The sequence below is a fragment of the Achromobacter sp. HNDS-1 genome (assembly GCF_040084795.1).
Lineage (GTDB): Bacteria > Pseudomonadota > Gammaproteobacteria > Burkholderiales > Burkholderiaceae_B > Achromobacter > Achromobacter ruhlandii.
This window is the reverse complement of sequence record NZ_CP157584.1, coordinates 5,705,889-5,726,592: the sequence shown is the minus strand read 5'-3', so window position 1 is coordinate 5,726,592 and position 20,704 is coordinate 5,705,889. Positions and strand designations below refer to the sequence as shown.

Below are 20,704 nucleotides of genomic sequence, written 5' to 3'. Positions count from 1 at the left end.
TCGCTAATCTCTAAATTTGGAAACCGCCGCCGTGGCGTCGGCAGATCATCAAACCGGCCCGCTTCAGCCGATAACCTTGCGCACATCCAGCATGCTGGTCTGGCCATCCAGGCCCATATCCAGGCGCAGGCCGTTGGTGGAGTAGGCCACGCTCTTGACCTTGCCGTACTTCAGCACTTCGGCGGCCACCTTCTTGTCGTCGCCATCCGTGGCCAGGACCGACACTGTGTACGCGCCCGCGTCCAGCGCCACGCCGGCGTCGTTCTTGCCGTCCCAGTCCAGCGTGTACACGCCGGCCTTCTGCTCGCCCAGTTCGATCGTGCGCACGACCGCGCCGTTGCTGTCGGAAATGCGCACCTGCACCTTGACCGCATCCTTCTGCAGATCCAGGCCGTAGGGCGTGACCACGCGCTCGGCGGGATTCTCGGCGTTCACGCCGACCTTGACGCTCGCGCCAGGAACCAGCACGCCCTTGCCGATCATCGCCACCGCGTTCATCGACTGCGACACGTCGATCTGGCCGCTGATGGCCAGCATGGTGTTCTTCAGGTTCGTGATGCCTTCCACCGTGGAAATCTGCGCCAGCTGCGAGGTCAGCTCGGCGTTCTGCATCGGGTTCAGCGGATCCTGGTTCTTGAGCTGCGTCACCAGCAGCTTCAGGAACTGGTCCTGCAGGCCCTGCGCGGTGCTCGAGCCGTTGGCGCCGACTTGCGCCAGGCCCAGGCCGGTCTTGCTTGTGGATTGATCAACGGTGGTCATGGGTTCACTTCTTCAAAAACTTCCGCGCGGGCGGCGCGGCGCGCGGAATCAGGAGGATCAGGATTGGCCGATGGTGAGGGTCTTCTGCATCAGGCTCTTGGCGGTGTTCAGCACCTCGACGTTGGCCTGGTACGAACGCGACGCCGCGATCATGTTGACGGTCTCGGCGATGGGATCGACGTTGGGCATGCTGACATAGCCCTGCGCGTCGGCCAGCGGATGCTTGGGGTCGTAGACCTGCTTGAGGGGGGACTGGTCCACCACCACGCCGGCCACGCGCACGCCGCCGATCTCGTGGCCCTGGACCTGGCCGGCCGGCGGGTTGACCTGGAACACCACCTGGCGAGCCCGGTAGGGCTGGCCATCGGGGCCGACCACGCTGTCGGCGTTGGCCATGTTGCTGGCCGCCACGTTCATGCGCTGCGACTGCGCGCTCAACGCCGAACCGGCGATATCGAAAATGCTCAACAAGGACATTGCCTGCGGTTCCCTATGAAAATCAATCCTGGATGGCGGCCATCATGCTGCGGATACGGCCCGTCAGCAGCTGCATCGTGCTCTGGTAGTGCAAGGTGTTGTCGGCGAACTGCACGCGCTCGATGTCCATGTCGACCGTGTTGCCGTCCAGGCTGGGCTGGTATGGCAGGCGGTACAGCATCTGCGTCGGGCCTTCGGACACGGCCTTGGCCGGGATGTGGCGCGCCGAGGTCAGGGTCAGCGAGGTATCTGGCAGGCGCTTGGAGCCTTCCATCGCGTTCTGCATCGCCGCCTTGAAATCGAAATCGCGCGCCTTGTAGTTGGGCGTGTCGGCGTTGGCGATGTTGGAGGACAGCACTTCCTGGCGCTGCGCGCGCAACGACAGGGACTGCTGGAAGAAGCGGAAATCTTCATTAAGCCGGTCTAACATCGGATCGCCTTCAATACGGATGAAACCCGGGACGGCGGACACACCGCTATCCCATTGGATGACGGCATCATAGGGGTCGGCGGCACAACACAATCAACCAAATAACCCATCATTTCTCATCCAATTCACGTATTGCCAAGCAACGCGGGCTTCTACAATTCAGACATCATGAAATTTCCCGCAAACGTCCGCGCGCGCGCCGCCTGTCTGGCCGCCCTGCTCCTGGCCCCCGCCATCGCGGCCCGGGCCCAGGACGCCCCGGTCCAGGCGCCCGAGGCGATCGTCATCGCCGCGCAGACCTATCTGCTGGAACAACTGGCCGCCCTGCCCGGCCAACCCTCGGTGGCGATCGATCCGCCCAGGGTCGAGCGGCTGGCCCCCTGCGATGCCATGTCCCCATTTATGCCGTCGGGCATGAAGCTGCGTTCGCGCATGACGGTCGGCGTACGCTGCAATGCGCCCAAGGCCTGGACCACCTATGTGCAGGCCACCGTCAGCGTCCCGGGCCACTACTACGTCGCGTCCCGCATGATCGCCGCCGGCCAGGCTCTCACCCCGGCCGACCTGGCGCCGCGCGACGGCGACCTGGTGGCCCTGCCGCCCGGCGTCATCACCCGCCCCGAGACCGTGATCGGCATGACGGCCGCCTACCGCATCAACGCCGGCCAGCCGGTCAAGGGGGCGGCCCTGCGTAACGCCCAATCGGTGGTGCGAGGCTCGAATGTGCGCATCAATGCGCGCGGCAATGGTTTCGTGGTCAGCAGCGAGGGCCAGGCCCTGGACAACGCCGCGCCCGGCGCCACCGTGCAGGTGCGCACCGCCAGCGGCCAGGTCGTCAGCGGCGTGGTGCGCAATGCCGGCCTGGTCGAAATACAACTTTAGGCAATGTTACATATCGCGTTGCGGCATTCGGCCGCCTACCCTAAAGTTCCTTCCGGCCCTGTCGTTACAGAGGCATAAGTAGGCGGACCCGTCGCAAACCGACCCAGGACGCCTTGCGGAGAAAACCTTGAAAATCAATTCGACCACCAACCGGCCCATCTCGCCCGACGCCCTCAGCCCCCGCGCCGACTCCGCGGTCGCCCAGGCCTATGGCGCCGGCAGCAGCAGCGGCGCCAGCAGCTCGCAAGTCGCGCTGAGCTCGGCCTCGCGCAAGATGCTCGCGCTGCAGGACGGCTCGAACGACATCAACGTCGAGCGTGTCGCCGCCATTCGCGCCGCCATCGCCTCGGGTCAGCTCAAGATCGATACCAGCCGCATCGCCGACGGCCTGATCGCCAGCGCCCGCGACCTGCTGAAGTAAACCGCCGTTTTCCGTACGTCACCCGACCCGTCCGCCTGCCCGAGCATGACCATGAGCCCCGTCGAGTCCCTGCAAGCCTGCCTGAAACAGGAAGATTCCCTGATCGCCGAATTCTCTTCCATCCTCGAGGAAGAAACCAAGGTGCTGGTCGGGCCGGGCAACGTCGACGCGCTGCATGACATCACCGAACGCAAAGGCAGCGTCGCCCGGCAGCTGGTGGACCTGAGCAATACCCGTGACGGCCTGCTGGCCGAGATCGGCCTGCCCGCCGGCCATGCCGGCACCGAACAGGCCGCCGTGTTGCACCCGCAGCTGTCCGGCGTCTGGCAGGCACTGCTGGCCAAATCGGCCTCCGCCAACGAGATCAATATGCGCAACGGCGCCCTGATCGACGTGCACCTGCGCTATACCCAACAGTCGCTGGACGCCCTGCGCCAGATCGGCGGGCTGGGCGGCACCTCCACCTACGACGCACAAGGCCGTGGCGCCCGCAGCGCGCCGGGCCGCAAGCCCATCGTCGCCGGCTAGCCCGCGACCTTCATCTTCAAAGACAAACAGCCCGCATGAAGCGGGCTGTTTGTCTTGGCCGATACCGGCCGGATGGCCGCCTTGCTAGACGCCGCCGGCCATCTCCAGCATGGCGAACATCTTGAGCAGCGCCACCGGCAACAGGCGCCCGGACAGCTTGCGCTCGGGGCTGACGACGCCAGCCAGCGTCGCGCGCACGCCATCGGCCGCCGAGGCGTGCGCCAGCTGCCAGCAGGCCGAGGCCAGCTGGCCGGCCATGAGCGACTGCCGCGCCAGCGTATGCGAACCATCGACGGCGGGCAGCGCCTGCCAGGCATTGGCCATATAGCGAAAGCCCGCGCGCGCCTCTTCCTGCAACACCAGCCAGCGCGCCACCGTGGCGGCATCCGCCTGGCTGGCCGCCAGGTTGGTCAGGCCGAACAGCTGGCCGGCGACCTCGCCGCTGGCGGTGTCGATCAGGCGGGCGCAGACCAGCCGGAACCGGGCGTCCTCGCCCCGGCCCGGCAAACCGATCTCGGTGCCCGAGGCCCACAGCGCCAACGGCGCCGGCCGGGTGCCCGGCACGGCGCGCAGGCCGGGCATGTCGCCCGGCTGGCCCACCGGCAGATAGCCGACGCTCTTGCCGACCGCGTTGAGGTTGGTCGGGCAATCGTCCTGGATCACGCGCATGCCGCCCGGGCTGCGCGCCACCCAGGATGCGCCCTGCTCGCCCAGGCTCTGCCACAGGGCCGACGTGCCGGCCTCCAGCATATGCACCAGCGGCAGGCGGGCCAACTGTTCGCCCAGCCAGCGCACCCGCTCCGCCAGCGCCTGCGCGGTATCCGGCTGGGCGGCGGCGGCCGGGGCGAACGACGACAGCATGCCGTGCGGCAGCACCAGTTGCTGCGCCGGCGCCGCCAGCGCCGCGCCACGGTCGCTCATCAGCACGGCGCTGAGCAGCGTGCCGGCCGGCAGGCCTTCGCCCTTCATGCTGGTCTTGCCGTGCATCGCCAGCAAGTGGCGGCCGCAGGCCGTGGAAAATTCGCGCCGGACCATGGCCAGCGGCGCTTCGCCCAGCGCGGACAGACTTGAGCCGGCGCCGTCGCTGACGTACTCGCGCCACGACGCCCGCGCCTGGACGCAGGCGGCATCGCTATCGAGCCAGCCCAGGGTATCGTCCAGGTGCTGCGCCGCCTCGATCGAGCCGGCGCCGCCTTGCGGGCGCAGGATCGCCGAGGCCAACAACTGGCGCCGGCGGGCGGGATCGACGCTGTCGGATTCGCGTGGCGTCGACCATAGCGAGGCCATGTCGGCTTCGCTGGGGGCATACAGGGCGCGGGCGCGCTCGACCATGGCGAACGCGCGGTCGATCAGCGCGTCGGCGCGCGCCAGCTCCAGGTGCTCGGGCACCTTCTGTCCGATCGAAGAATAGTGGATCGGCAGCCGGTGGCGGATCGCCGTGTCCAGCGCCGCACCCAGGCGCGAAGCTTCGTCGAGCTTGGTGATGATGCAGCCGGCGACATCTTCGCCTACGCCGTTGCGGTAGGCGTGGGCGACCTCGTCCAGCGTGTCGCCCTGGCTGGCGGCGTTGAGCACCAGCAAACGGCGCACGGGCTTGCCTGCGTTGCAAAGCATGGCGGCCTGCTCGGCCACCTGGCGGTCGCGCTGGCTGATGCCGGTGGTGTCAATCAGCACGATCTTGCGGTTGCCCAGCTCGGCCAGGATGCGACGCAACTCCCCGGCATCGCGCACCGAGTGCGCCGGCACGCCCATCAGGCGGCCGTAGATCTGCAGCTGTTCAAGCGCGCCGATCCGGAAATTGTCGGTGGTCAGCATGGCCACCTGCTCGCGGCCCTCGCGCGCGACGCAGCGCGCCGCCAGCTTGGCCAGCGTGGTGGTCTTGCCGACCCCGGTCGGGCCGACCAGCGCGTACACGCCGCCGCCCAGGAATTCGTCTTCCGAGCCCAGCACCGGCAGGTGCGTGACCAGTTCATTGCGGGCCCATGCCAGCGCGGCCTCGGCGTTCATGCCCTGCGGCATGCGCTCGACCAGCGTTCGCACCAGCTTGGTGCTGAAGCCCGCATCCAGCAGGCTGCGGAACAGCGCGGCGCCTGCCGGCTCGCGGCCGGGCCCCTGGCGCCCGCCCCACAGCAGGCCGTCCATGCGGCTCTCGAGCGCGCCGCGCAGGGCACTGATCGCATCCTGCAGCCCCGCCGCGGCGTCGCCAGGCAGCGCGGCCGGCGGTACCACCGGACCGTTGCGCAACGGCGCATCCGGCATGCGGGCCATGGCCGGCGCGGCCGGCGGCAGTTCGCGCGCCGGCGGCAAGGCCGGCATCTCCATGCGTACCGGCGCGGCGACGGGCGCGGGCGCCATCATCGGCGCCGGGGCGGCCGCGGGCGGCGCCTGGCGGGCGGCAGGCTCGGCCATCACTTCGTGTTCCGGCACCGCCGGCGCGGCATAGGCGGACTGATAGGCGGCAATGGAACGCGACGGCACCGCATAGCCCGGCTGCGCCGGCGGCGGCAGCTGGACCGCCGGCGCGGCGGCGGGTGCGCCAAACGGCGGCTGCGGCGTGGCCGCCCCGAAAGCCGGTTGCGGCGCGGGCACGCCATGAGCGGGCTGCGGGGCCGGCACATAGCCGGACGGCGGCGTCGGCGCGCCATAGGGGGCCTGCGGCGCGGCCGGCATCGGCGGCGCGCCATGGGACGGCGCGCCGTAAGGAGGCTGCGTTGCCGCGGCCGCCGCACCGTAGGCCGGCGGCTGGCCCACGCCGGCGGGCGCAGCATGTCCATATGGCGCCGGCGCGGCGGGCGCCGGGGGCTGCGGCGTCATGGGCGCGCGGCCCGCGGGCGCATGGCCGTCGGCATAGGCCCGCGGCGCATACTCCTGCGCCTGCTGCGGCGCGTCGTCAAACGCGCCATCGACCGTGGCCAGCACCTCGATGCCGCCATCCACGCTGCGGTTCGACACGATCAGCGCATCGGGCCCGAGCACCTGGCGCACCTGGCGCATGACCTCGCGGCTGTTGGCGCCAAAGAAGCGGCTTATTTTCATTGACCATTACCTCCGCCGATGAGCGCGGTCACGCGGACCATGCGCTCATCCGGAATTTCCGTATTCGACAACACGCCCAGCTGCGGCAGATGGTGGCGCAGGAAGCGCGACAGCGGCGCGCGCAACACCGGCGACACCAGCAGCACCGGCGCGTTGCCCTGCGACTCCTGGCGCTCGACCGCTGCCTGGGTTTCGCGCAGCAGTGTATCCGCCAGGCCCGGCTCCAGGCCACCGCTGGTGGTGAGCGCCTGCGACAGCACGCGCTCGAGCTTGACGTCGAGCCCGATCACGCGCAGCTCGCCTTCGCCCGGGAACCATTGCTGGGTAATGGCGCGGCCCAGCGCGCGGCGCGTCAGCGCGATCAGTTCGTTGATATCGGGCTGGCCGCCCGTGCCGGCCGCCAGCGCGGCCAGGCGCGGCCCATGCTCGGACAGCGTGTCGATGATGGTGCGCATGTCGCGAATCGGCACTTCCTCGGCCAACAGGCCCTGCAACACCTTCTGCAGCGCGGTGAGCGACAGCGTCTTGGGCACCAGGTCCTCGACCAGCTTGGGCGCGTCGCGGCCGATGCGATCCAGCAGTTGCTGCACTTCCTGGCGGCCCAGCAGATTGGAGCCGTGGCGATGCATCAGGTGGTTCAGGTGAGTGGCGACCACGGTGCCAGCGTCCACCACCGTGTAGCCGACCACCTGGGCCTGATCGCGCAGGCTGCCGTCGATCCATAGCGCCGGCAGGCCGAAGGCCGGATCGGTGGTGGGCGTGCCCTGGATCTGCATGGTCACGCCGCCCGGGTCGATCGCCAGCCATTGGCCCGGCATGGCAACGCCGTGGCCGATCTCGACGCCTGACAGCAGGATGCGGTAGTCGTTGGGCTTGAGCTCCAGGTTGTCGCGGATGTGCACCACCGGCGGCAGGAAGCCGACGTCCTGGGCGAATTTCTTGCGCAGGCTGCGGATGCGGTGCAGCAGCTCGCCGTTCTGGGCATGGTCGACCAGCGGGATCAGGCGGTAGCCGACCTCCAGGCCGAGCTGGTCCACCATCGATACGTCGTCCCAGCTGGCTTCGGCCGCGGCGGCCTGGGCCTGCGTCACCGCCTGTTGCGGCGCCTCGGCCGCGGCCACCTCGGCGGCCTTGCGCCGCTTGTGCATGGCCCAGCCGCCCCAGGCCAGCGCGCCGGCCAGGGTCAGGAAGGCGATATGCGGCATGTTGGGGATCAGGCCCATAATGCCGATGATGCCGGCCGTCAGGAACATCACGCTGGGATTGGAGAACAGCTGGCTGATGATCTGCTGGCCGATGTCCTGGTCGGTCGACACGCGCGACACCACCACGCCGGCGGCGGTCGAGATCACCAGCGCCGGGATCTGCGCCACCAGCCCGTCGCCGATGGTCAGCAGCGTGTAGACGCGGGCCGAGTCGCTCATCGACATGTCGTGCTGGGCCACGCCCACGATCAGGCCGCCGATGATGTTGATCGCCATGATCAGCAGGCCGGCGATGGCGTCGCCGCGCACGAACTTGCTGGCGCCGTCCATCGAGCCGAAGAAGTCGGATTCCTGCGACACCTCGGCGCGGCGCTTGCGCGCCTCGTCCTCGCCGATCAGGCCGGCGTTCAGGTCGGCGTCGATGGCCATCTGCTTGCCTGGCATCGCGTCCAGGGTGAAGCGCGCGCCGACTTCGGCGATCCGCCCCGCGCCCTTGGTGATGACGATGAAGTTGATGATGGTCAGGATGATGAAGACGATGATGCCGACGGCGAAGTTGCCGCCCACCAGGAAGTGGCCGAAGGCCTCGATCACCTTGCCCGCGGCGTCCGGGCCGGTGTGGCCGTGCAGCAGCACCACCCGGGTCGAAGCGACGTTCAGCGACAGGCGCAGCAGCGTGGCGAACAGCAGCACGGCCGGGAAGGCGGCGAAATCCAGCGGCTTGCGGGTGAACATGGCCACCAGCAGGATCATCACCGACAGCGCGATATTGAAGGTGAACAGCAGGTCCAGCAGGAAGGTGGGCAGCGGCAGCACCATCATGCCCAGCACCATCACGATCAGGATGGGACCGGCCAGGAGCCGCGCGTGCGTGGCTCCGTTGCTTTTCAACATGGTGAGCAGAGCGCTCATTCCTTAAGCTCCTTGTGCTGCGGTTTTTGCCTGCGGGTCCAGCGCGGCCGGCACGGCCAGGGACGTCGGCGCCGTTGGTTCGGCCCCCCATCCCGAGCGCCACGAGCGCAACTGGAATACCCACGCCAGCACTTCCGCGACCGCGGTGTATAGCTCGGCCGGGATTTCATGCCCCAGCTCGACGTGTTGATACAGGGCGCGCGCCAGCGGCGGCGCTTCCAATGTGGGAATGCGATGTTCGGCGGCCAGTTCGCGGATCTTGGCGGCCACCAGCCCGGTGCCCTTGGCCAGCACCCGCGGGGCGCCGTTCTTGTCTTCCTCGTATTTCAGCGCCACGGCGTAGTGGGTCGGGTTGGTCACGACCACGTCGGCCTTGGGCACCTCGGACATCATGCGGCGGCGGGCGGCCTGGCGCTGCTGCTGGCGGATGCGCGCCTTGGTGTGCGGGTCGCCTTCGCTTTCCTTGTGTTCCTGGCGCACGTCTTCCTTGGACATGCGCAGCTTCTTCAGGTGGCTCCAGATCTGCCACGGCACGTCCAGCATCACGATCACCAGCAGCGAGGCGACAATGAAGGCGCAGCACATCGCCACCAGGCTCAGCGCCTTGGTCAAGGCGGCCGCCGGCGCCACATGCATCAGGCCGAGCATGTCGTCGTGGTAGCGCCAGATGATCCACACCGCCACGCCGCCCACCAGCATCGCCTTGGCCAGCGCCTTGATCAGCTCGACCACCGTCTGGGCGGAAAACATGCGCTTGAGCCCGGCGAACAGGCTCAGCTTGGAGAAATTCGGCGACAGCGGCTTGCCCGAGATGACGATGCCTCCCAGCAGCACGCTGGACAGCACCGCGATCACCGCCAGCAGGCCAAAGATCGGCAGGATCACCATCAGGGCCTGGCCGAAGCCGTTGACAGCCTGCTCGACCATCACGCCCGGGTCCGCCACCACGCGCTGGTCGAACGCCAGACCGTTGCGCAGCACGCCGCTCAGTCCCTTGTAAATCGTGCCGCCGCCGGCCCAGATCGCCCCGACACCGACGGCCAGCATCATGAACGTGCCCAGTTCCCGGGAACGCGCAATCTGCCCCTCCTCGCGCGCCTTTTCCAGGCGCCTGGGAGAGGCGGCTTCGGTTTTCTCGAGGTCGCTTTCTTCGGCCATGCTCTGCGGTGTCGTTGCGGCTCGCGGATTTTCGGATTACGAGCTGCCCGCCGAGATTCTAGGAGGCCTGGGCCTTTGGCGATAAGCCAAGAAACGGGGGGAAAGCGGCGCTATTCCCGGATGCGCCCGAACCGGGCCGGCCGGGGCGGGCCGCCGGCCGGGCGCCCTGCCCCTCCCGTCCGCTGGATCGGTCCGATTCAGCCAGCCGCCGCCACCACCGGCCGGGCCGATCCGCCGGCCTCCAGGGTGGCCTGGAAGCGCACGTAATCGAGCCCGATCCGCACCGCGCCCCAGTGCTCGCCGTCCAGGAACAGGGGCACGGAGATGTCGTTGACGATCTCGCCGGTATCACGGGAATAAGTCTGAAACAGCAGGGATTCGGTGTTGGCGGCCAACCGCGCCCCGACCGGGTCGTCGAAGATGCGCTTGTGCCGCACCCGGGCGATGTCCTGGGCCGGGTCGCCGCTGGGCGGATGCGAATAGCGGCTGTTGTGCGCCGGGGCATACCCGCGCGCGTCCACCAGCAGCGCATAGCTGCCGCCCGGCACGGCCTCCAGCACGCGGTCCAGCAGGCGGGTCAGCGCCTCGTCGATGCCGCGGTCATAGCCGGTGTGGTAGCGCGGCGGCTCGCTGCCCGCGATCCGCTGGTAATGGCGGTCGAACACGTCCAGGCCGCGCTCGCGGGCATGGTCGAGCAGCCGGATCGCCGCCAGCCGGAAAGCGTCCAGCGTCTCGGACAGGCGGTCGAAGGCGGTATTGCCGGTGCGCATGTCCGACAGCACCTCCTGCACGCTTTCGGTCTGGCGCCGGATGCGGTCGATCTCGCCGGACATGCTGGCCACCCGCTCGCGCACGTCGGCGCTCAGCGCGGCGATGCGGCTGACGTCCTGGCTCATGCCATGGTTGGTGGCGTCGACCTCGCCGATCGCCTGCACCACCTCGCCCACCTGGCGGTTCATGCTGTCGAAGTCGCGCACGAAGTGCTGGAAATCCTGGCGCGTCTTGTCCAGCACCGCGCCGGACGCGTCCACGTCCTCGCGCAGGGTGCCGGTCTGGCGCTGGGTGGTATCGACCAGCTCCAGCATCTCGCCGGTATGGCGGCCGATGTCGCTGGTGGCGGCATTGACCCGCTCGGCCAGCCGGCCCACCTCGCTGGCCACCACCGCGAAACCGCGCCCGGCGTCGCCGGCGCGAGCCGCCTCCACCCCGGCGTTCAGCGCCAGCAACTGGGTCTGCAGGGCGATGTCCTTGATGAGCTTGCTGATATCGCCGACCGATCGCGCCCGGCCTGTCAGCTGCGCCACCACGTCGGTGAACGCCGCCATCTCGCGCGTCATGCGGTCGACCCGCTCCTTGACCTCGGACAGCTCGGCCAGCGCCTGCTCGGCCGCCCGCAGGTTCTGCCCGGAGACCTGGGCGATCTCGCGCGCATGGGTGGAGGTGGACGCCGACAGCGCCGCGATCTGGGCGCCGCTGGCCGCCAGCGCCTCGGCCGCGCGCGCCTGCTCCTGGGCCAGCAGCGCGCAGCGGCCGGCCTGGAACTGGGTGCGGGCTGCGTTCAGCGCGATCTCGATGCTGGATTGCCGCACCGTGGCGATGCGGCTACGGACGCCGGCCAGGAAGCGGTACAGCGGCCAGGCGGCCGGACTGAGGGAAATCGGGCGTTCGGACAGCGTGGCGCGGCCACGGTTGAGCCGGCGCAACAAACCCCAGATGCCCCCGAATCGGAATACGGATCTGGCCAAGATGGCACCTCCTTGTGCGGCCCGGATCGCCTTCTGTGGGCATCCGTTGCCTGGGCGCGATGCGCCCTGTCTCCTGCTGCGGCCCCGATTCTTGTTGTGTTGCAGTCTACCCAAGGGCGCGCGTTCGCACCCTTAGGGAATACGACCATGCCCGGCCAGCGGGCATGGCGGCAGGCGGGCCCGCGCGGCCCGCCGCCCGGCGGGCTCAGAAGCCCAGGCTGGCCAGCAGGTCGTCGACCTGGTCCTGGCTGGTGACCACGTCGGCCTTGCCCTGCGGGCTGACCTGCGGGCCGTTGAGCAGGCTGTTGGCTTCGTCGCGACGCTCTTGCGGCACGTTGTCCAGCAGCACCTGCAGCAGCTCGCGCTCGATCGCGCCGACCACGTCCATCATGCGCATGATGACCTGGCCGGTGAGATCCTGGAAGTCCTGCGCCATGATGATTTCCATCAGCTTGGACTGGGTCTGCTGCGTCTGCTTGGGCACGTCCTGCAGGAAGGCGCGGGTGTCCTTGACCAGTTCACGGGCCTCGGGCAGTTCCAGCGGCTGGTCGTACCATTGCTGCCAGCGGCTATCCAGCGCCTGGGCCGAGCGCGACATGCCGTCCTGGATCGGGCCGGCCGCCTCGGTCGCGTTCAGCACGCGGTTGGCGGCCTGTTCGGTCATCTGCGCCACGTAGCGCAGGCGGTCGCGGGCATCGGGGATGGCGTTGGCCGCGTCCTTGATCGCCTGGTCCAGGCCCAGTTCGCGCATGCTGTCGCGCAGCATGCGGGTGAGCGAGGCGATACGGTGAATCAGGTCGGGCGATTCCGTCGAGTCAACATTCTGCGTCGTGCTCATTGCACACCTCAGCCGCCAATTTTCTCGAAGATCTTGACCAGCTTCTCTTCCAGCGTCGCCGCGGTGAAAGGCTTGACCACGTAACCGTTGGCGCCGGCCTGGGCCGCCGCGACGATGTTTTCCTTCTTGGCCTCGGCCGTCACCATCAGCACCGGCAGCGAGGCCAGGCTGGCGTCGGCGCGGATCTGCTTGAGCATTTCCAGGCCGTCCAGGTTGGGCATGTTCCAGTCGGACACGACGAACTGGAAGCCGCCGTTGCGCAGCTTCTCCAGCCCGATCGCGCCGTCTTCGGCCTCATCCACGTTTTCGAAACCCAGCTCTTTGAGCAGGTTGCGGATGATCCGCCGCATGGTGGGGAAGTCATCCACCACCAGAATCTTGATGCCCTTGTCTACCATCTTTTACTCCAGAAGAAATTTGCTTGAGATCGATCGGGATCACAACCGCGTCAAACGCGGTGTCCCCGGTCGCCCAGGCGAGTCAGAATGCGCTCACTCATTGCCGACAGCGGCACCACTTCGTCAGCCGCACCGATTGCGATGGCCTCCCGGGGCATGCCGAAGACCACGCAACTGGCTTCATCCTGCGCAATGGTATGGGCGCCGGCGCGGTGCATGGCCAGCATGCCGGCCGCCCCGTCCTTGCCCATCCCGGTCAGGATGACGCCGATGGCGTTCTTGCCCGCCGCCACGGCGGCGGAATTGAACAACACATCCACCGACGGGCGGTGGCGATTGACCGGTTCGCTGGCCTCCAGCTCGATCACGTAGTTGGCGCCGCTGCGACCCAGGCGCATGTGCATCTCGCCGCCTGGCGCCAGGTACACGTGGCCCGGCAGCACGCGCTCGCCGTGCACGGCCTCGCGCACCGTCACCGCGCACAGGGCGTCCAGGCGCTGCGCGAACGAGCGCGTGAAACCGGCCGGCATGTGCTGCGTGATCAGGATCGCCGGGCTATCCGGCGGCAGCGGCTGCAACACTTCGCGGATGGCCTCGGTGCCACCGGTGGAGGCGCCCACGATGACCAGCTTTTCCGAGCTGGCCAGCGGCCGGCGCAGCATCGGCGCCGGCGCGGCGGCCGGGGCGTGCGGGCTGGGCGTGCGCAGTTTGGCGCGCGAAGCCGCGCGGATCTTGTCGGCAATGATCTCGGTGTATTCCAGCAACCCGTCGCGGATGCCCAGCTTGGGCTTGGTGACAAAGTCGATGGCGCCCAGTTCGAGCGCTCGCAGCGTGATTTCGCCGCCGCGTTCGGTCAGCGACGACACCATCACCACCGGCATCGGCCGCAGGCGCATCAGCTTCTCAAGGAAATCCAGCCCGTCCATGCGGGGCATTTCCACGTCCAGCGTCAGCACATCCGGATTGTGCTTTTTGATCAGCTCGCGCGCCACCAACGGATCGGGCGCGGTCGCAACCACTTCCATATCCGGCTGGCTGTTGATGATCTCGGTCATCAGTCCGCGCACGAGCGCGGAATCATCCACACATAGAACTCTGATTTTCTGCATTGTTTACCGCCTCAGTCTGGCCAGGAGCGTGCCCCGAAGGCGCGCCTAGGCCTTACCCGCGCATTCGTAGACTGTCTGCCCGCGCAGACGGAAATCCCGGCTGATATAGGTGAAGTTCTCGGAATGGCCCGCGAACAGCAGGCCGCCCGGCTTGAGCAGCGGCACGAACCGCTCCAGGATCTTCGCCTGGGTCGGCTTGTCGAAATAGATCATGACGTTGCGGCAGAAGATCACGTCGAACTTCTCGTTGATCGGCCAGGACGGCGCCAGCAGGTTCAACGTTTCGTACCGCACCATGTCGGCGATCTCGGGACGCACCCTGACCTGCCCGGCGTTGGCGCCCCGGCCCTTCAGGAAGAAGCGCTTGAGGCGGCTTTCCTCCATCTTTGCCACGCGCTCGGCCGGATAGACCGCGGTGCGGGCCCGGTTCAGCACATTGGTGTCGATATCGGTCGCCAGCACCGAGCAGGCGCCGGCGCGCGGCCCCAGCGCCTCGGCCAGCGTGATGGCGATGGAATACGGTTCCTCGCCGGTCGACGCGGCACAGCACCACACCGACACCGGGCCGCCCCGCTTCTGCGCGAAGTCCGCCAGGATGGGGAAATGATGCGACTCGCGGAAGAACGCCGTCAGGTTGGTCGTCAGGGCATTGACGAAGTCTTCCCATTCGGCCGCGTCAGGTTCGTTCTCGAGCTGGTCCAGATAACTGCCGAAATCCTGCCGTCCCAGCGCCCGCAGGCGCCGCGCCAGCCGGCTGTAGACCATTTCCCGCTTGTGCGCGCCCAGTGAAATGCCGGCACGCGCGTGAATCATCTTGCGCACGCGGGTGAAGTCCGCGTCCCGGAAATCGAATTGGCGGTCCACCGGAATGGACGGCGCCAGGTTTGCCGCTGTTGCCACCACTACCCTCAGTGTCCAAGCGCAAGCGCGTCAGGCGCTTGCAACCGCGAATCGTCCGCGGCGGATGACCGGCCCGAGGACAGGCGCTGGGCCGGCACCTCGATCACTTCGCCGGCATTGATCTTGAATACCGCCACGGCTTCGGCCAGGCGCTGCGCCTGTTCCTGCAGCGAACCGGCCGCGGCCGCCGCCTCTTCCACCAGCGCCGCATTCTGCTGCGTCACCTCGTCCATCTGCGAAACCGCGCGATTGACCTGGTCGATGCCGCTGGACTGCTCTTCCGAGGCCGCCGAGATCTCGCCCATGATGTCCGTCACACGCTTGACCGACGCCACGATCTCCTGCATCGTCGCCCCGGCGCGTTCCACCTGTTCGGACCCCGCGCCCACCTTGGTCACGGAGTCCTCGATCAGGCCCTTGATCTCCTTGGCCGCCTGCGCGCTGCGCTGCGCCAGCGAGCGCACTTCGCCCGCCACCACCGCGAAGCCCTTGCCCTGCTCGCCGGCACGGGCCGCTTCCACCGCCGCGTTCAGCGCCAGAATGTTGGTCTGGAACGCGATGCCGTCGATCACCGACACGATTTCAGAGATCTTGCGCGAGCTGGCCGAGATGCCATGCATCGTGTTGACCACTTCGGCCACCGCCGAACCGCCGCGCTCGGCCACGTCCGAAGCGCTGGCCGCCAGCTGGTTGGCCTGGCGCGCGTTGTCGGCGTTCTGCTTGACCGTCGAAGCCAGTTCTTCCATCGACGCGGCGGTCTCTTCCAGAGAGGCCGCCTGCTGCTCGGTGCGGCTGGACAGGTCGGTGTTACCGGCCGCGATCTCGTGCGAACCGATGTTGATCTCGTCCACGCCGCGGCGCACCGACGCCACGGTGCGCGTCAGGCTTTCCTGCATGCGCTTGAGCGCGGCGAACAACTGGCCGATCTCGTTGGTGTTGCGCACGTCGACACGTGCGGTCAGGTCGCCGCCGGCGATCCGGTCGAAATGATGGCCCGCTTCCTTGAGCGGCTGCAGCACCCGGCGGCGCAGGAACACATACGTGGCGAACACCAGCAACGCGGCGATGATGCCACCGGCGCCCACTGCCATCAGCACGAACTGGTAGCGCACCTGGGCCACCTCGAACGCGTCCAGCATCTTGCTGGCGCGCCAGAAATCAAAGCCTTCGACGGCGCGCGCGAAGCGCCCTTCCAGCGCGTCCTGCACCTTCTGCACCTGCGTCTGGTAGGCCGGCATGTCGGCCTTCTCCAGCGCGGCGGTCAGGGGCTGCACGCCCTGCTGGATCAAGGCGCCGTAGGCTTCCTCGACCTCCTTGAGCGATTCGGCTGCCTCGGCGGGCCGCGGCAGCGTCTTGAAATACTCGAATTCGGCCTGGCCCTTGTTCTGCGCCGCCTTGGCGCGCTCCAGCAGGCCCGTAGCCTCGCTCGACAGGCCCTGCGTCAGCAGCGTCGGCTGGCCGACGCTGCGCACGATGTCGGCATAATTGGACGAGGCCGTACGGCCCAGGCCATTGAGGGTGTCCTTGTAGCTCGACACGACTCGGCCGAGCGCATCGTTCAGCTCCTGCGATTGCTTGATTTCCGCCAGTGTCGCGTTGCTGATGCGCAACGACAGCACGCCCAGCGCCGCTCCAATCACCAACATGAATGAGAAAAACGCCAGCACCCACAACAGGCTGCTGCGTATCGTCATGTTCGCGAAAAACTTGCGCATCACAAGCACCCCTCCTGACTGCAATCGTTAAGGAAAAGCGCCATATCGATTCCACAATATGGCGCGCCCATCTCCCTGGGAGGTCGCCACCGCCGGGGCCCCGCCCCGCCGGTCGCGCATCCGGGTCCAGTCCTTCCGATCAGGAAGCGACCTTCTCCACCAGGGCCATTTCATCGCTGGTCATCATCTTTTCGATGTCGACCAGGATCAGCATGCGTTCGTCGACCGTGCCCAGGCCCGTCAGGTATTCGGTGGACAGGGTGGCGCCGAATTCCGGCGCCGGGCGGATCTGGCCGGCGTTGAGCATCAGCACGTCCGAGACGCCGTCGACCACGATGCCGACCACGCGGCGATCCAGGTTGAGGATGATGACGACGGTCTGTTCGTTGTATTCGACGCTGCCCAGGTTGAACTTGATGCGCAGGTCGACGATCGGCACGATGATGCCGCGCAGGTTGGTCACGCCCTTGATGAACGGCGGGACGTTGGCGATGCGGGTCACCGTGTCGGCATCGTAGCCGCGGATTTCCTGCACCTTCAGGATGTCGATGCCGTACTCTTCGTCGCCCAGCGTGAAGACCAGGAACTCGTTGCCGACATCTTCGTTGCGCGCGGCTTGCGCTTGCGGTTTGGCTGCCATGGGGCTATTTCTCCATCAATTCAGAATGGCTTCGGGCTGCGACCAACGCTCACGGTTGGCGCGCGCAAGCGCAAATACATCGACGATCAGCGCCACGCTGCCATCGCCCAGGATGGTGGCGGCGGAGATGCCGGGAACCTTGCGGTAATTCGACTCGAGATTCTTCACCACCACCTGGTGCTGACCAATCAGGTGATCCACCAACAGGGCGAAACGGCGGTCCTCGGCCTGCATGATGACCGCGATGGCCTGGGTGGGATCGGTTTGCGCGTCGCTGACGGAGAACACGCGGTGCATCTCCACCAGCGGCAGGTACTCGCCGCGCACATGCATGACGCGCTCGTTGCCCGCCACCGAATAGATCTGGTCGTTGGTGGGCTGCAGCGATTCGGTCACGTGGTTCAGCGGCAGGATGAAGGTTTCCTCGCCGACCCGCACCGACATGCCGTCCAGGATGGCCAGCGTCAGCGGCAGCACGATGCGCGTGGTGGTGCCGTTGCCCGGCTCGCACGACAGCTGCACGTGGCCGCCCATGTCCTGGATGTTCCGGCGCACCACGTCCATGCCGACGCCGCGGCCGGAGATGTCGGTGACTTTCTCGGCCGTGGAGAAGCCCGGCGCGAAGATCAGTTGCCAGATTTCGTCGTCCGGCGAGTTCTCGTTGACCGGCAGGCCCTGGGCCATGGCCTTCTTGAGGATCTTTTCGCGGTTCAGGCCGGCGCCGTCGTCGCTGACCTCGATGACGATGTTGCCGCCATTGTGCTGGGCAGACAGCACCAGCTGGCCGACCGGATCCTTGCCGGCGGCGACGCGCTTCTCGGGCGTCTCGATGCCGTGGTCCAGGCTGTTGCGCACCAGGTGCGTCAGCGGGTCGATGATGCGCTCGATCAGGCTCTTGTCGAGTTCGGTGGCGCGGCCGTAGGTCTGCAATTCGATCTGCTTGCCCATCTTGCCGGCGATATCGCGCACCAGGCGCGGGAAGCGGCTGAAGACGTAGTCCATCGGCATCATGCGGATCGACATGACGGCTTCCTGCAGGTCGCGCGCGTTGCGCTCGAGCTGCTCCATGCCGTTGAGCAGGCGGTCGTGCAGCACAGGGTCCAACGTCGAGGCGGTCTGCGCCAGCATGGCCTGGGTGATGACCAGTTCGCCCACCAGGTTGATGACCTGGTCGACCTTTTCGACGCCGACGCGGATCGAGGTGGATTCCTTGTCGACGTGGGCCGGCGCGGCGGCGCGGCTGGTGCGCGCGGCCTGCGAGATGGCTTCGGCGGCGGCGGCGGACTCGGCCACGGCGGGCTCGGCCGCGGCAGGCGCGGCGGCAGGCGCGGCCTCGGGGGTCGCGGCCACCGGCGCGGCGGCCACGGCGGGCGCCGGCGCGGCGTCGGCCACGGGCGCTGCCTCGCGGGCGATATTCAGTTGGTCGGCGTCGACGATAAAGCAGCAGACGGCTTCGATGTCATCCGGGGTGCAGGTGCTGTCGACCCAGACGGTCAGCACGCCGTTGGCGCGCTCGCTGGCCTTGACCTGGCCGAGATTGCCCATTTCCTCGAGCAGCGACTCGGCATCCTTGTCCGACACCTTGGTGATGCGCACGCGCAGCGGCAGGCCGGCGGCGTCGGCGGCAGCGGGCGCCGCCTCGACCACCGGAGCCGGCTCGGGCGCGGCCTGTACCGGCGGCGGCGCCACCGGCGCAGGCGCGGCGACCGGGGCCGGCGCAGGCGCCGCGGCCGCCGCGGGATCCTTATGCTCCAGGGCGAGCTGCCTCAACACCGCGCAGATGCGCTCAAACACGGCTTCATCGGGCTCTTCGGAGGCCCGGTAGGCATCCAGTTGGCTTTTGAGCACGTCTTTCGTTTCCAAGAAGATATCAATCATGTCCGTACGCAGCGCCATTTCGCCGCGACGGATCGCGTCCAGAAGGTTTTCAAGCAGATGGGTGGTGCCCGCCAGCTGGTTGAAGCAGCCGAACGTCGCCGCGCCGCCCTTGATCGAATGGGCCGCGCGGAAAATGGCATTGAGCTGTTCGATGTCGGGCGCGCCGACGTCGAGCTCGAGCAGCAACTGCTCCATTTGCGCGAGCAGCTCGTCCGCCTCGTCGAAAAAGGTCTCGTAAAACTGACTGAGGTCCAAACCAGAACTCATGACCCGTACGCCTTCATAAATGAACCTGCCTACGCGCCGGATTGCTCGTCGAGCAATTCGGACGCCAATTCCACCAGCACATCGGGATCGACCGGCTTGGACAACCAGCCGCACACACCCAGATCCCGAGCCGCCATCTTGCTGTCCACGTCATCCTCGGTGGTCAGCACCAGCACCGGCACGTCCAGGTACTGTTCCTGTTCGCGCAGGCCCTGGATCAATTGCAGGCCTCCCATCACGGGCATGTTCCAGTCGCTCACCACCAGGTCGACCGGGTGGCTTTTCGCCACTTCCAGCGCTTCCTGGCCGTTGCCAGCCGTCAATACCTTCCATCCCGCGCCCGTCAGCGTCGCCTGGACGATCATTCTCATCGTCGCCGAATCGTCCGCCACCAGAATCGTTGCCGCCATTGCTATCGAGCCCCTTCGGCGGGCGGCGTTGCCGCCGCGTCGCCTTGCTTGGTTGCCGTCGTGGCCTGGGCGGCGGCATTCACCGCCTCCACGGCCGTTCCAACCTCGCGGGCATCCTTGGCGCTGACGTCCGCGGCCGCGGCGTTCTCGTTTTCGATGCGCCGCTGGGTGCTCTGGTTGAGCACCACTAGGCTGATACGTCTATTAACGGCCGCATATGGATCATCTTTAACGAGGCTCATGCTCGAGGACAGACCCTGGATGCGCATGACCTTGCTTTCGTTCATCCCGCCGGCCACCAGTTCCTGGCGCGAGGCGTTGGCGCGATCGGCCGAGAGTTCCCAGTTGCTGTAGGCGCGCTCGCCGCGGGCGTACTGCGACGCGTCGGTATGGCCCGAGATGCTGACCTTGTTGGGCAGTTCGTTCAAAACCGGCCCCAATTCCCGCAGGATGTCGCGCATGTAGGGCTGCACCTCGGCGCGGCCGGTCGCGAACATGGGACGGTTCTGGTTGTCGATGATCTGGATCCGCAGGCCTTCGGTGGTCAGGTCGATCAGCAATTGGGGCCGGAAGCTCTTGAGCACCGGACTGTTCTCGATGACGTTTTCCAGGCGCTTCTTGAGGTTTTCCAGGCGATGCTGGTCGCGCCGCTCGGCGTCGCCCATGGGCTGGGCCTCGACCCGGTTGCCCTGGGCGCGGCGTTCGTCGCCATCGCTGCGCAGCGGGTCGCGGCCGCCGCCGGGAACCGCGCTGGTCTCGGCCGAGCTGCTGGGACCGCCGGTCAGCGCCACGCGCAGGGGCATGCGGAAGTATTCGGCGATGCCCTTGAGTTCCTCGCGCGGCACGATGCTGATCAGCCACATCACCAGGAAGAACGCCATCATCGCCGTGATGAAGTCGGCGTAGGCGATCTTCCAGCTGCCGCCGTGGTGCCCGCCGCCGTGGACCTTCTTGCGGCGGATCACCACACGGTGGTTGTTTACCGTGCTCATGGCC

The 20,704-nt window shown here is 67.6% G+C and carries 19 protein-coding genes; 3 read left to right on the top strand and 16 right to left on the bottom strand.

All coding sequences use genetic code 11. The annotated features are described in order from the left end of the window. Nucleotides 1–63: 63 nt before the first annotated feature. From ABFG95_RS26435 to flgB, 3 genes are read right to left on the bottom strand one after another with little or no spacing between them, the layout of a single operon-like run. Nucleotides 64–759 (bottom strand): flagellar hook capping FlgD N-terminal domain-containing protein, encoded by a 696-nt coding sequence (locus ABFG95_RS26435; protein WP_059270074.1) that lies wholly within the window; start codon nucleotides 757–759, stop codon nucleotides 64–66. A 57-nt stretch (nucleotides 760–816) separates the two neighbouring features. Further along, a complete protein-coding gene (flgC, locus tag ABFG95_RS26430; protein WP_348995094.1) occupies nucleotides 817–1,236 on the bottom strand; it encodes a flagellar basal body rod protein FlgC in 420 nt (139 codons plus the stop codon). A gap of 22 nt (nucleotides 1,237–1,258) precedes the next feature. Further along, a complete protein-coding gene (flgB, locus tag ABFG95_RS26425; protein WP_049074382.1) occupies nucleotides 1,259–1,666 on the bottom strand; it encodes a flagellar basal body rod protein FlgB in 408 nt (135 codons plus the stop codon). A 168-nt stretch (nucleotides 1,667–1,834) separates the two neighbouring features. On the opposite strand from flgB, the gene flgA reads away from it, so the two are divergent. The 3 genes from flgA (at nucleotide 1,835) to ABFG95_RS26410 (ending at nucleotide 3,497) form a co-directional block, all read left to right on the top strand. Further along, entirely contained in the window at nucleotides 1,835–2,548 is a 714-nt protein-coding gene (gene flgA, locus ABFG95_RS26420) for a flagellar basal body P-ring formation chaperone FlgA (protein WP_049077896.1), read from the top strand. Nucleotides 2,549–2,675: 127 nt separating this feature from the next. Beyond that, nucleotides 2,676–2,969 carry a flagellar biosynthesis anti-sigma factor FlgM gene (gene flgM / locus ABFG95_RS26415; protein ID WP_049074384.1) on the top strand — a complete coding sequence of 98 codons (294 nt, stop codon included), beginning with the start codon at nucleotides 2,676–2,678 and terminating at the stop codon, nucleotides 2,967–2,969. Nucleotides 2,970–3,020: 51 nt separating this feature from the next. After that, a complete protein-coding gene (locus ABFG95_RS26410; RefSeq protein ID WP_049074387.1) occupies nucleotides 3,021–3,497 on the top strand; it encodes a flagellar protein FlgN in 477 nt (158 codons plus the stop codon). Nucleotides 3,498–3,581: 84 nt separating this feature from the next. Here the strand turns inward: ABFG95_RS26410 and flhF are convergent, their stop codons facing one another. From flhF to motB, 13 genes are all read right to left on the bottom strand, one after another. Next, nucleotides 3,582–6,533, bottom strand: a complete 2,952-nt coding sequence (flhF, locus tag ABFG95_RS26405; RefSeq protein WP_348995093.1) for a flagellar biosynthesis protein FlhF — start codon at nucleotides 6,531–6,533, stop codon at nucleotides 3,582–3,584. Further along, the gene (gene flhA / locus ABFG95_RS26400; protein WP_049074390.1) at nucleotides 6,530–8,650 is read right to left on the bottom strand and encodes a flagellar biosynthesis protein FlhA; all 2,121 of its coding nucleotides are present in this window, start codon (nucleotides 8,648–8,650) and stop codon (nucleotides 6,530–6,532) included. The genes flhF and flhA overlap by 4 nt, the downstream gene beginning before the upstream one ends. 3 nt (nucleotides 8,651–8,653) lie before the next feature. Continuing rightward, nucleotides 8,654–9,808: a flagellar biosynthesis protein FlhB gene (gene flhB, locus ABFG95_RS26395; RefSeq protein WP_049074392.1), complete on the bottom strand. Its 1,155-nt coding sequence runs from the start codon at nucleotides 9,806–9,808 to the stop codon at nucleotides 8,654–8,656. Nucleotides 9,809–10,005: 197 nt separating this feature from the next. Continuing rightward, nucleotides 10,006–11,553, bottom strand: a complete 1,548-nt coding sequence (locus ABFG95_RS26390) for a methyl-accepting chemotaxis protein (protein ID WP_249292384.1) — start codon at nucleotides 11,551–11,553, stop codon at nucleotides 10,006–10,008. A 205-nt stretch (nucleotides 11,554–11,758) separates the two neighbouring features. After that, nucleotides 11,759–12,391, bottom strand: a complete 633-nt coding sequence (gene cheZ, locus ABFG95_RS26385; protein ID WP_049074394.1) for a protein phosphatase CheZ — start codon at nucleotides 12,389–12,391, stop codon at nucleotides 11,759–11,761. Nucleotides 12,392–12,399: 8 nt separating this feature from the next. Then, on the bottom strand, nucleotides 12,400–12,789 hold the full coding sequence (gene cheY / locus ABFG95_RS26380; protein WP_006387517.1) for a chemotaxis response regulator CheY: 390 nt from the start codon (nucleotides 12,787–12,789) through the stop codon (nucleotides 12,400–12,402). Between the two features lie 50 nt (nucleotides 12,790–12,839). Continuing rightward, the gene (locus tag ABFG95_RS26375) at nucleotides 12,840–13,898 is read right to left on the bottom strand and encodes a chemotaxis response regulator protein-glutamate methylesterase (RefSeq protein ID WP_049074396.1); all 1,059 of its coding nucleotides are present in this window, start codon (nucleotides 13,896–13,898) and stop codon (nucleotides 12,840–12,842) included. Between the two features lie 45 nt (nucleotides 13,899–13,943). Next, entirely contained in the window at nucleotides 13,944–14,711 is a 768-nt protein-coding gene (locus ABFG95_RS26370) for a CheR family methyltransferase (protein WP_236747623.1), read from the bottom strand. A gap of 95 nt (nucleotides 14,712–14,806) precedes the next feature. Beyond that, nucleotides 14,807–16,513 (bottom strand): methyl-accepting chemotaxis protein, encoded by a 1,707-nt coding sequence (locus ABFG95_RS26365; RefSeq protein ID WP_049074399.1) that lies wholly within the window; start codon nucleotides 16,511–16,513, stop codon nucleotides 14,807–14,809. Between the two features lie 139 nt (nucleotides 16,514–16,652). Beyond that, nucleotides 16,653–17,153 carry a chemotaxis protein CheW gene (gene cheW / locus ABFG95_RS26360; RefSeq protein WP_006387513.1) on the bottom strand — a complete coding sequence of 167 codons (501 nt, stop codon included), beginning with the start codon at nucleotides 17,151–17,153 and terminating at the stop codon, nucleotides 16,653–16,655. A 15-nt stretch (nucleotides 17,154–17,168) separates the two neighbouring features. Further along, entirely contained in the window at nucleotides 17,169–19,298 is a 2,130-nt protein-coding gene (gene cheA / locus ABFG95_RS26355; RefSeq protein WP_063584308.1) for a chemotaxis protein CheA, read from the bottom strand. Nucleotides 19,299–19,327: 29 nt separating this feature from the next. Beyond that, nucleotides 19,328–19,708, bottom strand: coding sequence for a response regulator (locus tag ABFG95_RS26350; protein ID WP_006387511.1), 381 nt, complete (start codon nucleotides 19,706–19,708; stop codon nucleotides 19,328–19,330). Between the two features lie 2 nt (nucleotides 19,709–19,710). After that, nucleotides 19,711–20,700: a flagellar motor protein MotB gene (motB, locus tag ABFG95_RS26345; RefSeq protein ID WP_049074404.1), complete on the bottom strand. Its 990-nt coding sequence runs from the start codon at nucleotides 20,698–20,700 to the stop codon at nucleotides 19,711–19,713. Nucleotides 20,701–20,704: the final 4 nt, after the last annotated feature.